The organism is Micromonospora matsumotoense, assembly GCF_050951065.1.
Classification (GTDB): Bacteria; Actinomycetota; Actinomycetes; order Mycobacteriales; family Micromonosporaceae; genus Micromonospora; species Micromonospora matsumotoensis.
The window spans coordinates 2,494,004-2,508,725 of record NZ_CP192025.1; the positions used below are offsets into that span (position 1 = coordinate 2,494,004).

At 73.2% G+C, this 14,722-nt stretch carries 11 protein-coding genes; all 11 read left to right on the forward strand.

Annotated features, from left to right (window positions below):
- The first annotated feature begins 9 nt into the window (after positions 1 to 9).
- The 11 genes from carA (at position 10) to ACQP1S_RS11155 (ending at position 14,666) form a co-directional block, all read left to right on the forward strand.
- A complete protein-coding gene (gene carA, locus ACQP1S_RS11105) occupies positions 10 to 1,215 on the forward strand; it encodes a glutamine-hydrolyzing carbamoyl-phosphate synthase small subunit (protein ID WP_432905915.1) in 1,206 nt (401 codons plus the stop codon).
- Positions 1,208 to 4,609, forward strand: coding sequence for a carbamoyl-phosphate synthase large subunit (gene carB, locus ACQP1S_RS11110; RefSeq protein WP_432905917.1), 3,402 nt, complete (start codon positions 1,208 to 1,210; stop codon positions 4,607 to 4,609). The genes carA and carB overlap by 8 nt, the downstream gene beginning before the upstream one ends.
- Positions 4,610 to 4,742: 133 nt before the next feature.
- Positions 4,743 to 5,795 (forward strand): quinone-dependent dihydroorotate dehydrogenase, encoded by a 1,053-nt coding sequence (locus tag ACQP1S_RS11115; protein WP_432907967.1) that lies wholly within the window; start codon positions 4,743 to 4,745, stop codon positions 5,793 to 5,795.
- Positions 5,796 to 6,465: 670 nt separating this feature from the next.
- Positions 6,466 to 7,740: an adenosylmethionine--8-amino-7-oxononanoate transaminase gene (locus ACQP1S_RS11120; RefSeq protein WP_432905919.1), complete on the forward strand. Its 1,275-nt coding sequence runs from the start codon at positions 6,466 to 6,468 to the stop codon at positions 7,738 to 7,740.
- Positions 7,741 to 7,815: 75 nt separating this feature from the next.
- Entirely contained in the window at positions 7,816 to 8,655 is an 840-nt protein-coding gene (pyrF, locus tag ACQP1S_RS11125) for an orotidine-5'-phosphate decarboxylase (RefSeq protein WP_432905922.1), read from the forward strand.
- Between the two features lie 174 nt (positions 8,656 to 8,829).
- Positions 8,830 to 9,147 (forward strand): integration host factor, actinobacterial type, encoded by a 318-nt coding sequence (gene mihF / locus ACQP1S_RS11130; RefSeq protein ID WP_067309448.1) that lies wholly within the window; start codon positions 8,830 to 8,832, stop codon positions 9,145 to 9,147.
- Positions 9,148 to 9,172: 25 nt separating this feature from the next.
- Positions 9,173 to 9,673 (forward strand): guanylate kinase, encoded by a 501-nt coding sequence (locus tag ACQP1S_RS11135; protein WP_432905925.1) that lies wholly within the window; start codon positions 9,173 to 9,175, stop codon positions 9,671 to 9,673.
- Positions 9,674 to 9,833: 160 nt separating this feature from the next.
- The gene (gene rpoZ, locus ACQP1S_RS11140) at positions 9,834 to 10,097 is read left to right on the forward strand and encodes a DNA-directed RNA polymerase subunit omega (protein WP_007075826.1); all 264 of its coding nucleotides are present in this window, start codon (positions 9,834 to 9,836) and stop codon (positions 10,095 to 10,097) included.
- 14 nt (positions 10,098 to 10,111) lie between these two features.
- Positions 10,112 to 11,320, forward strand: a complete 1,209-nt coding sequence (gene coaBC, locus ACQP1S_RS11145; RefSeq protein ID WP_432905930.1) for a bifunctional phosphopantothenoylcysteine decarboxylase/phosphopantothenate--cysteine ligase CoaBC — start codon at positions 10,112 to 10,114, stop codon at positions 11,318 to 11,320.
- An 89-nt stretch (positions 11,321 to 11,409) separates the two neighbouring features.
- Entirely contained in the window at positions 11,410 to 12,603 is a 1,194-nt protein-coding gene (gene metK / locus ACQP1S_RS11150; protein WP_432905933.1) for a methionine adenosyltransferase, read from the forward strand.
- A gap of 59 nt (positions 12,604 to 12,662) precedes the next feature.
- Positions 12,663 to 14,666 carry a primosomal protein N' gene (locus ACQP1S_RS11155; protein WP_432905936.1) on the forward strand — a complete coding sequence of 668 codons (2,004 nt, stop codon included), beginning with the start codon at positions 12,663 to 12,665 and terminating at the stop codon, positions 14,664 to 14,666.
- Positions 14,667 to 14,722 lie beyond the last annotated feature (56 nt).

The window sequence follows — 14,722 nt, forward strand, 5'->3', positions numbered from 1 at the left end:
TGACGTGTGATGGCGAAGCGCAGAGCGGCGATCCTGGTCCTGGAGGACGGGCGGACCTTCCACGGTGAGGCGTACGGCAGTGTCGGGGAGACCTTCGGCGAGGCGGTCTTCAACACCGGGATGACCGGCTACCAGGAGACCCTGACCGACCCGTCCTACCACCGGCAGGTGGTGGTGCAGACCGCGCCGCACATCGGCAACACCGGCGTCAACGGCGAGGACGACGAGTCCGACCGGATCTGGGTCGCCGGGTACGTGGTCCGCGACCCGGCCCGGATCGGCTCCAACTGGCGGTCCACCGGTGGCCTGGAGGACCGGCTCGGCGTCGAGGGCGTCGTCGGCATCGCCGGGGTGGACACCCGGGCGCTCACCCGGCACCTGCGCGAACGCGGCGCGATGCGGGTCGGCATCTCCAGCGTCGAGGACGATCCGCGCGCCCTGCTGGAGCGGGTCCGGCAGTCCCCGCAGATGGTCGGCGCGGACCTCTCCGCCGAGGTGACCACCGCCACCCCGTACGTGGTCGAGGCGGAGGGCGTGCACCGCTACACCGTCGCCGCGGTGGACCTGGGCATCAAGCGCAACGTGCCGCGGCGGTTGGCCGCCCGGGGGGTCACCACCCACGTGCTGCCCGCCGGTTCCACCATCGACGACCTGCTGGCCACCGGCGCGGACGCGGTCTTCTTCTCGCCCGGCCCGGGTGACCCGGCCACCGCCGACGGGCCGGTGACGCTGGCCCGGGAGGTGCTGAGTCGGCGGATTCCGCTGTTCGGCATCTGCTTCGGCAGCCAGATCCTCGGCCGGGCGCTCGGCTTCGGCACCTACAAGCTGGGCTACGGCCACCGGGGCATCAACCAGCCGGTGCTCGACCGGGTCACCGGCAAGGTCGAGGTGACCAGCCACAACCACGGCTTCGCGGTGGCCTGGCCGGGGCGCGAGCCCGGCACGGCGGCCGGCCCGGTCGTTCCCGACGAGGTCATCGAGACCGAGTTCGGTGGCGTGCAGGTGTCGCACGTCTGCCTCAACGACAACGTCGTCGAGGGGCTGCGGGCCGTGGACGTGCCCGCCTTCACCGTCCAGTACCACCCGGAGGCGGCAGCCGGCCCGCACGACGCCGACTACCTCTTCGACCGCTTCGCCGAGCTGATCGAGGGCCGTGGCCCCGACGGGCAGCCCGGCGCGGGCCGCAACCTCAGCGAGGGGCGCACGAATGCCTAAGCGCGACGATCTCAAGCACATCCTGGTGATCGGCTCCGGGCCGATCGTGATCGGGCAGGCCTGCGAGTTCGACTACTCCGGCACCCAGGCCTGCCGGGTGCTGCGCAGCGAGGGCATCCGGGTCAGCCTGGTCAATTCCAACCCGGCGACCATCATGACCGACCCGGAGTTCGCCGACGCCACCTACGTCGAGCCGATCACCCCGGAGTTCGTCGAGCTGGTCATCGCCAAGGAGCGCCCCGACGCGCTGCTGGCCACCCTGGGCGGGCAGACCGCGCTGAACACCGCGGTCGCCCTGCACGCCGCGGGCGTGCTCGACAAGTACGGCGTCGAGCTGATCGGCGCGAACATCGAGGCGATCAACCGGGGTGAGGACCGCCAGCTGTTCAAGGAGATCGTCGCCAAGGCCGGCGTACGGCTGGGGCTGGCCGATCCGGACGGCCTGGTGCCCCGGTCCCGGGTCTGTCACTCGATGGACGAGGTCCGCGAGACCGTCGCGGAGCTGGGCCTGCCGGTGGTGATCCGGCCGTCGTTCACGATGGGCGGCCTGGGTTCCGGCATGGCGCACACCGACGAGGACCTGACCCGGATCGCCGGCTCCGGCCTGGCCGCCAGCCCGGTGCACGAGGTGCTCATCGAGGAGAGTGTGCTCGGCTGGAAGGAGTACGAGCTGGAGCTGATGCGCGACCGGCACGACAACGTGGTGGTGGTCTGCTCGATCGAGAACATCGACCCGATGGGTGTGCACACCGGCGACAGCGTCACCGTCGCCCCGGCGATGACGCTCACCGACCGGGAGTACCAGAACCTGCGCGACCTGGGCATCGCGGTGCTGCGCGAGGTCGGGGTGGACACCGGCGGCTGCAACATCCAGTTCGCGGTCAACCCGGCGGACGGCCGGATCGTGGTGATCGAGATGAACCCCCGGGTGTCCCGCTCGTCGGCGCTGGCGTCGAAGGCCACCGGCTTCCCGATCGCCAAGATCGCCGCGAAGCTGGCCATCGGCTACACCCTCGACGAGATTCCCAACGACATCACCCGCAAGACCCCGGCGGCGTTCGAGCCGGCCCTGGACTACGTGGTGGTCAAGATCCCGCGGTTCGCGTTCGAGAAGTTCCCCGGCGCCGACCCGGAGTTGACCACCACGATGAAGTCGGTCGGTGAGGCGATGAGCCTCGGCCGCAACTTCACCGAGGCGCTCAACAAGGCGATGCGCTCGATGGAAACCACGTCGTCGGGTTTCTGGACCACCCCGGACCCGGAGGGGGCGACGCGGGAGAGCACCCTCGCCGCGCTGGGGATGCCGCACGACGGCCGGCTCTACACCGTCGAGCGGGCGCTGCGGCTGGGCGCGTCGATCGCCGAGGTCACGGCGGCGTCCGGCGGAATCGACCCGTGGTTCCTGGACCAGATCGCCAGCCTGGTCGAGCTGCGGACCGAGATCGTGGCCGCCCCGGTGCTCGACGCCGACCTGCTGCGCCGGGCCAAGCGGGCCGGGCTGTCCGACCGGCAGCTCGCCGCGCTCCGCCCGGAGCTGGCCGCCGAGGACGGCGTCCGCATCCTGCGGCACCGGCTCGACGTACGCCCGGTCTACAAGACCGTGGACACCTGCGCCGCCGAGTTCGAGGCGACCACCCCTTACCACTACTCGACGTACGACGAGGAGACCGAGGTCGCCCCGTCGGACCGGCCCAAGGTGCTGATCCTGGGCTCCGGCCCGAACCGGATCGGGCAGGGCATCGAGTTCGACTACTCGTGTGTGCACGCCGTCCAGGCGCTGCGCGCCGCTCCGCTCGGCGCGGCGGGTTCCGCCGCCACGGACGCGGCCGGGTCGGGTGCTGTCGGCTACGAGACCGTCATGGTCAACTGCAACCCGGAGACGGTCTCCACCGACTACGACACCGCGGACCGGCTCTACTTCGAGCCGCTGACCTTCGAGGACGTGCTGGAGGTCTGGCACGCCGAGGACTCCTCCGGGAAGGCGGCCGGCGGCCCCGGCGTGGTCGGGGTGATCGTGCAGCTGGGCGGGCAGACCCCGCTGGGGCTGGCGCAGCGGCTCAAGGACGCCGGGGTGCCGGTGGTCGGCACCTCCCCGGAGTCGATCCACCTGGCCGAGGAGCGCGGCGCGTTCGGCCTGGTGCTGGCCCGGGCCGGCCTGCGCGCCCCGGCACACGGCATGGCCACCTCGTACGACGAGGCGAAGGCGATCGCCGACGAGATCGGCTACCCGGTGCTGGTCCGGCCGTCGTACGTGCTCGGTGGGCGGGGCATGGAGATCGTCTACGACGACGCCACGCTGCGCGACTACATCGGTCGGGCCACCGAGATCTCCCCGGACCACCCGGTGCTGGTCGACCGGTTCCTCGACGACGCCATCGAGATCGACGTGGACGCGCTCTGCGACGCCGACGGTGAGGTCTATCTGGGTGGCGTGATGGAGCACATCGAGGAGGCCGGCATCCACTCCGGCGACTCCTCGTGCGCGCTGCCGCCGATCACGCTGGCCGGCTCGCACCTGACCGAGGTGCGCCGCTACACCGAGGCGATCGCCCGGGGGGTGGGGGTGCGCGGCCTGCTCAACGTCCAGTACGCCCTCAAGGACGACATGCTCTACGTGCTGGAGGCGAACCCGCGGGCCTCCCGTACCGTGCCGTTCGTCTCGAAGGCCACCGCCGTGCCGCTGGCCAAGGCGGCGGCCCGGATCGCCCTCGGCGCGACCATCGCCGAGCTGCGCGCCGAGGGGCTGCTCCCGGCGACCGGCGACGGCGGGGTGCTGCCGCCCGACGCCCCGATCGCGGTCAAGGAGGCGGTGCTGCCGTTCAAGCGGTTCCGCACCCCGGCCGGCAAGGGGGTCGACTCGCTGCTCGGCCCGGAGATGAAGTCCACCGGCGAGGTGATGGGCATCGACACCAGCTTCGGGCACGCCTTCGCCAAGAGCCAGTCCGCCGCGTACGGCTCGCTGCCGACCGCCGGGAAGATCTTCGTCTCGGTGGCCAACCGGGACAAGCGTGGCATGATCTTCCCGATCAAGCGGCTCGCCGACCTGGGCTTCGAGATCGTCGCCACCACCGGCACCGCCGAGGTGCTGCGTCGGCACGGCATCGCCTGCGAGCAGATCCGTAAGCACTACCAGGCGGGCGAGGGCGCGGACGCGGTCTCGATGATCCTCGCCGGTGACGTGGCACTGGTGGTGAACACCCCGCAGGGCTCCGGCGCGAGCGCCCGCTCGGACGGTTACGAGATCCGTAGCGCCGCCGTCACGGCCGACATCCCCTGCATCACCACCGTGCCGGGCGCGGCGGCGGCGGTCATGGGCATCGAGGCCCGCATCCGGGGCGACATGCGCGTGCGCCCCCTCCAGGAACTCCACGCCGCCCTCCGAGCCGCCCAATGACCCCCCACCCCCCGCGCGCCCCCCACCCCCCGTTCGGTCCGGTGATCAAGAGGTTTCGGTCACCGAACGGCGGGTGGGGTGACGCAAACCTCTTGATCACCGACGAGAGTGTCGAGCGGGAGGTCGGGGCGTGGTGATGTTCGAGAAGGGGGTTCGGGAGGTTCTGTTCCGGATCGGGGGTGGGGACGCCGAGGCGGCGCACGAGTGGACGCTGCGGCGGTTGGCGAGTGTGTCGCGGCGGCCGGCGGCGCTGGCGTTGCTGCGGGCCCGCAATCTGCACCGGGCACCTCGGACGGTGTTCGGGGTGGAATTCCCCAACCCGGTGGGACTGGCGGCGGGGATGGACAAGAACGGGGTGGCACTGCCGGCCTGGCCGGCGCTGGGGTTCGGCTTCGTCGAGGTGGGCACCGTCACCGCGCACGCCCAGCCGGGCAACCCACGGCCCCGGCTGTTCCGGCTGCCCGACAGCGCGGCCGTGATCAACCGGATGGGCTTCAACAACGCCGGTGCGCAGGCCCTCGCCGACCGGCTGGCCGCCCTGCCCCGCCCGCTCGGGGTGCCGCTGGGGATCTCGCTCGGCAAGTCCAAGGTGACCCCGCTGGACGAGGCGGTCGAGGACTACCTCACCTCGTACCAGGCGTTGCGTGGGCACGGTGACTACTTCGCGGTCAACGTCTCCTCCCCGAACACCCCCGGGCTGCGGTCGTTGCAGGACAAGGCGCACCTGGACGCCCTGCTGACCGCCCTGGTGGGGGAGAAGCCCGTCCTGGTGAAGATCGCCCCTGACCTCACCGAGCCGGCCGTGGCCGAACTGCTGGAGGTCTGCCTGGCCCGTGGGGCGGCCGGGGTGATCGCCACCAACACCACCCTGGCCCGTGACGGCCTCGCGTCCGCCGACGGGGAACGCGGCGCGCAGGCGGGCGGTCTGTCTGGTCGCCCGCTGACCGGGCGGGCCCGGGAGATGGTCGCCTTCGTCCACCGGGAGACCGGCGGCCGGCTCCCGGTGATCGGCGTCGGCGGCATCCTCGACCCGGACGACGCGGCCCGGATGTTCGACGCCGGAGCCAGCCTGGTCCAGCTCTACACCGGCTTGATCTACCGGGGCCCGGCCCTGGTCCGGGCCGCCGTCCGCGTCTCCACCGGGGCCGGGGTGTCGGCCGGCGATCCGGCGGCGAGCGGCCGGTGAACCGGCGGGCACGTCCGGCGGACCCGGTCGTGCCCGCCGTGGCGCGGCCGGGAACACGACACTCCCCGGCCGCCCCCAGGACTCCCGCTGCCGCTGCTCGCGCTCGGGCACGAGGAAGCGTGGCCACAGCGCGCGCCACCGCCGGAGTCACCGCGGCGGCGCGCGCCCGCTCCGGGCTGGCCATGGCAGCAGTACGCGTCGACGCTGCCGCCGCCACAGCGGCAGCGCCCGCCCACCCCGGCCCGGCCGGGTGCGCCCGCTCCGGGCTCACCCCGGTGACGGTGGCTGCCGAAGCGGGGCGACCGGGCCGGCAGCGTGCTCCTGCTCCAGGGCGACCGGCTCGGCAGCGGGCACCGGACTCCGGGCGGCATTCCGGGCGACCGGTCCGCCGCACCTCCCCACGGCCGCGGCGCACCGCCGCCTCTCGCCTCACCGGCGCCTCTCGGCTCACCGCCGCCGCGCAGGCGGATCGGCGCACCGCCCTCGCCGTCGTGATCGCCGGACGGGCGGGCCGGAGCGCAGTGGCCGCCGTGGGAGCGGGCCACGGCACCGCTGTCCCCGTCGCGGTCGCCGTGCGGCCGGTCCAGACCGACCGCTGTCGCCGTCAGGGCAGCAGAGCAGGGCCGGCCGCCGGTGGTGCGGCGGCCGACGAGGGTACGGAGGAACGCGCGTGACGCCCGAGGAGATCCTGGCCGTCGACCGGGCCCGTGTCTGGCATCCGTACGCGGCACTGCCGCCGGCACACCCGCCGTACGTGGTGCACAGCGCGCAGGGTGTCCGGTTGCGCCTGGCCGACGGCCGGGAACTGGTCGACGGGATGTCGTCCTGGTGGGCGGCGATCCACGGTTACCGGCATCCGGTGCTGGACGCGGCGGTCACCGACCAGCTCGGCCGGATGAGTCACGTGATGTTCGGCGGGCTCACCCACGAGCCGGCGGTCCGGCTGGCCGAGACCCTGGTCGAGTTGGCCCCGGACGGGTTGGCGCACGTCTTCCTGGCCGACTCGGGCTCGGTGTCGGTCGAGGTGGCGATCAAGATGTGCCTGCAGTACCAGCGGGCCGTCGGCCTGCCGCAGCGCCGTCGGCTGGCCACCTGGCGGGGCGGTTACCACGGTGACACCTTCCACCCGATGAGCGTCTGCGACCCCGAGGGCGGGATGCACCACCTCTGGGGGGACGTGCTGCCCCGGCAGGTCTTCGCCCCGGTGCCGCCCGGCGGCTTCGCCGACCCGCCCGACCCGGCGTACGTGACGGCGCTCACCGACGCGGTCGCCCGGCACGCCGACGAGTTGGCCGCGGTGATCGTCGAGCCGGTGGTGCAGGGCGCCGGCGGGATGCGCTTCCACCATCCGGGTTACCTGCGGGTGCTGCGCGAGGTGACCCGGGCGCACGGAGTGCTGCTGATCTTCGACGAGATCGCCACCGGGTTCGGTCGGACCGGGCGGATGTTCGCCGCGGAGCACGCCGGGGTGACCCCGGACGTGCTCTGCGTCGGCAAGGCGCTCACCGGTGGCTACCTCACCCTGGCGGCGGCGCTGTGCACCCCGGAGGTGGCCCGGGGGATCTCCGCCGACGGGGTGCTGGCACACGGCCCGACGTTCATGGGCAACCCGTTGGCGTGTGCGGTGGCCAACGCCTCTCTGGGGCTGTTGCGGGCCGGCGACTGGGCCGCCGAGGTGGCGCGGGTGGGTGCGGGGCTGCGGACCGGCCTGGAGCCGCTGCGGGGGGCGTCGGGGGTGGTGGACGTCCGGGTGCTGGGCGCGATCGGTGTGGTGCAGCTGGACCACGAGGTGGACGTGGCGGCGGCGACGGCCGCTGCGGTGGCCCGGGGCGTGTGGCTGCGCCCCTTCCGCGATCTGGTGTACACCATGCCGCCGTACCTGACCGGGGATGACGACGTGGCCCGGATCGCCGCCGGGATCGCCGCCGCGGTGGCGGCCGGCTGACCGGGCCGCAGGAGGACCGAGGCCGGGGTGGCGACCGCCGCTGCCGGCGCGCAGTAGGAGACGAGAGGAGCATCGATGGAGACCTTCGGAACCCGGTTGCACCGGGCGGTGGCGGAGCGTGGGCCGCTCTGCGTGGGCATCGACCCGCATCCCGGGCTGTTGGCCCGCTGGGGTCTGCCGGACGACGTGGACGGGTTGGCGCGGTTCGCCCGGACCGTCGCGGAAGCGCTCGGTGACCGGGTTGCGGTGATCAAGCCTCAGTCGGCCTTCTTCGAGCGATTCGGGAGCCGCGGAGTGGCGATTCTTGAGTCAACTATCCGACAGTTGCGCGAAGCTGGCTCGCTCGTTCTGCTCGACGTCAAGCGCGGCGACATCGGTTCGACCGTCGCGGCGTACGCCTCCGCGTACCTTGATCCATCCAGCCCGCTGTATGTCGACGCGGTCACCGCGAGCCCCTACCTGGGAGTAGGTTCGCTGGCCCCGATGTTCGAGTCGGCCGTCGCGCACGGCGGCGGGGTGTTCGTGTTAGCGCTCACCTCGAACCCGGAGGGGGCGCAGGTGCAGCGCGCCGTCACCTCCGGTGGGCGGACGGTCGCGCAGCTTGTTATCGATGAGATTTCCCAGCTCAACAGGGGTGCGGAGCCGCTCGGCAGCATCGGTCTGGTGGTCGGCGCGACCATCGGGGACACCGGTCACGACCTGTCCCGGGTCAACGGTCCACTGCTCGCTCCGGGCCTCGGCGCGCAGGGCGCGACGGCTGCCGACCTACCGACCGTGTTCGGTTCGAGCCTGTCCGCAGTGCTGCCGTCGTACTCCCGGGAGGTGCTCCACGCGGGCCCGGACGCCGACGCGTTGCGGGCCGCCGCGGACCGTGCGGTGGCCGACTGCCGACACATTCTGGCTGCGCGTCACTGACTGACGGCTCGGTCACTTTACGTTGATCATCGCGCGTCCACGTTGCCGAAAGCTCCGCCGAACGCTAGTTTTCCCCGCGCTGGGAACCACGGACCCCTTTGGTTTTCAGCGACACCACGTTTCACAGAGCGGCGGTGCGTACCGCCCGTCGCGATAGGGACCTGAGGAGAACTGGTGCCGCTCCCGTCACTGACCCCCGAGCAGCGCGCTGCCGCGCTGGAAAAGGCCGCGGAGATCCGCAAGGCCCGTGCTGAGCTGAAGGAGCAGCTCAAGCAGGGCAAGACCACCCTGGCCGCAGTCCTTGCGCGAGCCGAGTCCGACGATGTCGTCGGCAAGCTCAAGGTGTCGGCCGTGCTTCAGGCGATGCCGGGTATCGGCAAGATCCGGGCCACCCAGATCATGGAGAAGCTCAAGATCGCCGACAGCCGCCGCCTGCGTGGCCTGGGCGAGCAGCAGCGTAAGGCGCTGCTTGGAGAGTTCGCCGCCAACTGAACGCCGCAGCAGGTAGAAACAAGCGGTGAGCACGGATGACGAGGCGTGCCCGGCGGCACGGCTCACCGTCCTGACCGGACCTTCGGGTGCCGGTCGGGGCGGTGTGGTCGAGGCGGTCCGGGCACGTTCTCCATCCGTGTGGGTGCCGGTTCCGGTGACCACCCGGGCACGTCGCCCCGGCGAGTCCGACGGCGTCGACCGGCTCTTCCGGGAGCCGGCCGAGTTCGATCGGATGATCGCCGCGGGCGGATTGCTGGAGTGGTCCCGGACCGGGCCGTACCGCCGGGGCACGCCGCGTGCCCCGCTGATCGACCGACTGGCGCGGGGACGGCCGGTGCTGCTTCCGCTGGACCCGCCCGGGGCGCTCGCCGTGACTGCGGCTGTGCCATCGGCCCGGCTGGTGCTGCTGCTCCCGCCCGGACACCGCGCGGACCCGGCCCTGGCGGCCCTCGCCGCGCACACCGTCCACCACGACCGCACCGAGCGCGCCGCCGCTGAGCTGGTAGGCTTGCTCGGTTCGTCCTAATCTGGCTCCCGTCCGACCGCAGACCGTGTTCGAGCGACCGCCTTGTTCGAGCCACCGCCGTGTTCGAGCGACCAGCCGGGATCGAGCGCCCAGCCGCGTCCGCGCGGCCCGAGCGACCAGCTGCGCTCGCGCGGACACCTTTCAGACGCAGAGGTATTTCGTGGGATCCATCGCCAACCCCGAGGGCATCACCAACCCGCCGATCGACGAGCTGCTTGAGAAGACCACCTCGAAGTACGCGCTGGTGATCTTCGCTGCCAAGCGTGCGCGTCAGGTCAACGCCTACTACAGCCAGCTCGGTGAGGGCCTGCTGGAGTACGTCGGCCCGCTCGTGGAGACCACCCCGCAGGAGAAGCCGCTCTCCATCGCCATGCGCGAGATCAACGCGGGCCTGCTCACCGCCGAGCCGACCGACCAGCCGTAACCCCCGTAGCCCCGATGTCCGCCGAGATCGTGCTCGGAGTCGGCGGCGGCATCGCCGCCTACAAGGCGTGTGAGCTGCTGCGACTCTTCACCGAGTCGGGTCACCGGGTCCGGGTCGTGCCGACCGCGTCGGCGCTCCGCTTCGTCGGGGCGCCGACCTGGGCGGCGCTGTCCGGCCAGCCGGTCGCCGACGACGTCTGGTCCGAGGTGCACGAGGTCCCGCACGTCCGGCTCGGCCAGCGGGCCGACCTGGTGGTGGTCGCGCCGGCCACGGCGGACCTGCTCGCCCGCGCCGCCCACGGCCTCGCCGACGACCTGCTCACCAACACCCTGCTCACCGCCCGCTGCCCGGTGGTGCTCGCCCCGGCGATGCACACCGAGATGTGGGAGCACCCGGCCACCGTCGCTAACGTGGCCACCCTGCGGGCCCGCGGCGTCCGGGTGATCGAGCCCGCTGTGGGCCGGCTCACCGGCGCCGACAGCGGCAAGGGGCGGCTGCCCGACCCGGCCGAGATCTTCGCGGTCGCCCGCCGGGCCCTCGCCCGGGGTGTCGACGCCTCCGCCGATCTGGCCGGCCGGCACCTGGTGGTCACCGCCGGCGGCACCCGGGAACCCCTCGACCCGGTCCGGTTCCTCGGCAACCGCTCCTCCGGCAAGCAGGGTTACGCGTTCGCCCGCGCGGCCGTCGCCCGGGGCGCCCGGGTCACCCTGATCGCCGCCAACGTGTCGCTGGCCGACCCGGCCGGGGTCGACCTGGTCCGGGTGGGCACCACCGAGGAGTTGCGCACGGCGACCCTGACCGCCGCCGCCGGTGCCGACGCGGTGGTGATGGCGGCGGCACCGGCGGACTTCCGACCGGCGACCTACGCGACTGGCAAGATCAAGAAGCCGGACGACGGCAGCGCGCCGACCATCGCCCTCGTCACCAACCCGGACATCGCCGCCGAGTTGGGCCGCCGCCGTCGTCCGGAGCAGGTGCTGGTGGTGTTCGCCGCCGAGACCGGCGACGCCGAGGCCAACGGCCGGGCCAAACTCGCCCGGAAACGGGCCGACCTCGTCGTCGTCAACGAGGTCGGCGTCGACAAGGTCTTCGGGGCCGAGACCAACGCGGCCACCGTGATCGGCGCCGACGGCGCCGTGCACCGCCTGCCCGAGCAGGACAAGGAGGACCTGGCCGACCGTGTCTGGGACCTCGTGCTCGCCCGGTGGGCGACCCGGTCCTGAACAGTGGATGCCGACTCGCCCGGTCGTGAGCGGTGTACGAGGGTGACTAGACTGCTGCGGAACGATTATCTAAAGAGCTTAGGAGTGCCGTGACACGCCGCCTCTTCACGTCCGAATCGGTCACGGAAGGCCACCCGGACAAGATCGCCGACCAGATCAGCGACGGGATCCTCGACGCCCTGCTCACCCAGGACCCGCACAGTCGGGTGGCGGTCGAGACGCTGATCACCACCGGCCAGGTCCACGTCGCCGGTGAGGTGACCACCAAGGCGTACGCCGACATCCCGACAATCGTCCGCGAGACGATCCTCGGCATCGGGTACGACTCGTCGAAGAAGGGCTTCGACGGCGCGTCCTGCGGCGTCAGTGTCTCCATCGGCGCCCAGTCGCCGGACATCGCACAGGGTGTCGACAACGCCTTCGAGCTGCGGACCGGGGCGTCGGAGAGCGCGCTGGACGCGCAGGGCGCCGGCGACCAGGGCATGATGTTCGGCTTCGCCTGCTCCGAGACGCCGGAGCTGATGCCGCTGCCGATCGCGCTCGCGCACCGGCTGGCCCAGCGGCTGTCCGCGGTGCGCAAGGACGGGACCATCCCGTACCTGCGGCCGGACGGCAAGACGCAGGTCACCATCGAGTACGAGGGGCTGCGCCCGGTCCGGCTGAACACCGTCGTGGTGTCCAGCCAGCACGCCGCGGACATCTCGCTGGACTCGCTGCTCACCCCGGACGTGCGCGACCACGTCATCGCGCCGGAGCTGGAGAGCCTGGGCCTGGACATCGACGGCTACCGGCTGCTGGTCAACCCGACCGGCCGGTTCGAGATCGGTGGCCCGATGGGTGACGCCGGGCTGACCGGCCGGAAGATCATCGTCGACACCTACGGCGGGTACGCCCGGCATGGTGGCGGCGCGTTCTCCGGCAAGGACCCGTCCAAGGTGGACCGCTCCGCCGCGTACGCGATGCGCTGGGTGGCCAAGAACGTGGTCGCCGCCGGCCTGGCCGAGCGCTGCGAGGCGCAGGTCGCGTACGCGATCGGAAAGGCCCACCCGGTCAGCCTCTTCATCGAGACCTTCGGCACCGAGACGGTGCCGGTGGCCGCGATCGAGAAGGCGGTCGGTGAGGTCTTCGACCTGCGGCCGGCGGCCATCATCCGGGATCTCAACCTGCTCCGCCCGATCTACCAGCAGACTGCGGCCTACGGCCACTTCGGCCGGGAGTTGCCGGAGCTGAGCTGGGAGAGCACCGACCGGGCGGCCGACCTGAAGTCGGTAGCGGGCGCCTGACCGGCACCACGCCCAGCGACCGGCGACCCGCAGACGGGTCGCCGGTCGCTCGGGTTTGCGTGGACGTCCCGTTGCCGCACCTCGACCGTCCCTTCGACTATCTGGTCCCCGCCGGTCTGGCCGACGTCGCGGTGCCCGGGGTCCGGGTCAAGGTCCGTTTCGCCGGCCAACTGGTCGACGGTTGGCTGCTGGAACGTGTCGACGCCTCGGCGCACGGCGGCAGGTTGGCATACCTGGAGAAGGTGGTCTCCCCGGAGCCGGTGCTGGCCGCCGAGGTGGCCGGGCTGGCCCGGGCGGTCGCCGACCGCTACGCCGGCAACCTCGCCGACGTGCTCCGGCTGGCCGTCCCGCCCCGGCACGCCCGGGTCGAGAAGGAACCCCGCACCGTCCCCGAGCCGGCTGGCACCGATTCGGCCGGCATTGAGCAGGCTGGCACCGGTCCGGTCGGCATTGAGCAGGCTGGCACCGGTCCGGGCGGCGGAGCGGCGGTGGCACCGCGTCGGACCGTGCCCGACCCGCGCGGGTGGCGGGACTATCCGACCGGCCCGGCATACCTGACGGCGCTCGCCGACGGGCGGGCGCCCCGGGCCGTCTGGTCGGCGCTGGCCGGGGAGGACTGGGCGGCCCGTTACGCCGACACGGTCGCCGCCACCCTCGCCGGAGGGCGGGGCGCGCTGGTGGTGGTGGCCGACGCCCGGGACCTCGACCGGCTCGACGCGGCGTTGACCGCATTGCTCGGCCCCGGACAGCACGTGACCCTCTCGGCGGCGCTCGGCCCGGCCCGTCGCTACCGGGCGTTCCTGGCCGTCCGGCGGGGCGACGTGCCGGTGGCGATCGGCACCCGGGCCGCCATGTTCGCCCCGGTGGCGCGGCTCGGCCTGGTGGCGATCTGGGACGACGGGGACGACCTGCACGCCGAGCCGCGCGCGCCCTACCCGCACGCGCGGGAGGTGCTGCTCACCCGGGCCCGGCTCGGCGAGGCCGCCGCGTTGGTCGGCGGCTGGACCCGGACCGCCGAGGGGCAGTTGCTGGTGGAGACCGGCTGGGCCCGTGAGGTGGTCGCGGACCGGGCGACCCTGCGGGCGCGTACCCCGGCCATCGCCCCGACCGGCGACGACCCGCAGTTGGCCCGCGACCCGGGGGCCGCGACGGCCCGGCTGCCCAGCCTGGCCTGGACCACCGCCCGGGACACCCTGCGCGCCGACGCGCCGGTGCTGGTCCAGGTGCCCCGCCGGGGCTACCTGCCGTCGGTCTCCTGCGCCGACTGTCGGACCCCGGCCCGCTGCCCGCACTGCGCCGGCCCGCTGGCGTTGCCCGCCGCCGACGCCCCACCGGCCTGCCGTTGGTGCGGCCGGGTCGCTGCCGCGTACGCCTGTCCGCAGTGCGGTGGGCGGCGGCTTCGGGCGGCGGTCACCGGTGCCCGGCGGACCGCCGAGGAGCTGGGTCGGGCTTTTCCCGGGGTGCCGGTGCGCACCTCGGGCCGCGACGAGGTGCTGACCGACGTCCCGGCCGGCGCCGGACTGGTCGTCGCCACCCCCGGTGCCGAGCCGGTGGCCGAGGGGGGGTACGGCGCGGTCCTGCTGCTGGACTCCTGGGCCCTGCTCACCCGGGCCGATCTGCGGGCCGGCGAGGAGACCCTGCGCCGGTGGCTGTCCGCCGCGGCCCTGGCCCGACCCGCTCCGGCCGGTGGGAAGGTGGTGGTGGTCGCCGACGGCGCGCTCGCCCCGGTGCAGGCGTTGCTGCGCTGGGACCCCGGCTGGTTCGCCGCCCGGGAGTTGGCCGAGCGCCGGGAGTTGGGTTTCCCCCCGGCGGTGAAGATGGCCAGCGTCACCGGCGGCGCGGACGCGGTGGCCGATCTGCTGGCTCAGGCCCGGCTGCCCGAGGGGGCGGAGGTGCTCGGCCCGGTCCCTGCCGATCAGGACCGGGAACGGATGCTGGTCCGGGTGCCCCGGTCCCGGGCCGCCGCGCTGGCCGAGGCGCTGCACACCGCGGCCGGGGCACGCAGCGCCCGCCGGGCTGCCGATCCGGTCCGCCTCCAGGTCGATCCGCTCAGCCTGTTCTGAGTCACCAGTCAGTGCCGGGAAGCGCCTGGCCAGTCGTCCGTCGCACACCGCGTGCG

Coding starts and splice junctions, on each gene's coding strand:
- pyrF (WP_432905922.1), top strand. CDS start 7,816: ATGGAGACCTTCGGAACCCGGTTGCACCGGGCGGTGGCGGAGCGTGGG.
- carB (WP_432905917.1), top strand. CDS start 1,208: ATGCCTAAGCGCGACGATCTCAAGCACATCCTGGTGATCGGCTCCGGG.
- coaBC (WP_432905930.1), top strand. CDS start 10,112: ATGTCCGCCGAGATCGTGCTCGGAGTCGGCGGCGGCATCGCCGCCTAC.
- carA (WP_432905915.1), top strand. CDS start 10: ATGGCGAAGCGCAGAGCGGCGATCCTGGTCCTGGAGGACGGGCGGACC.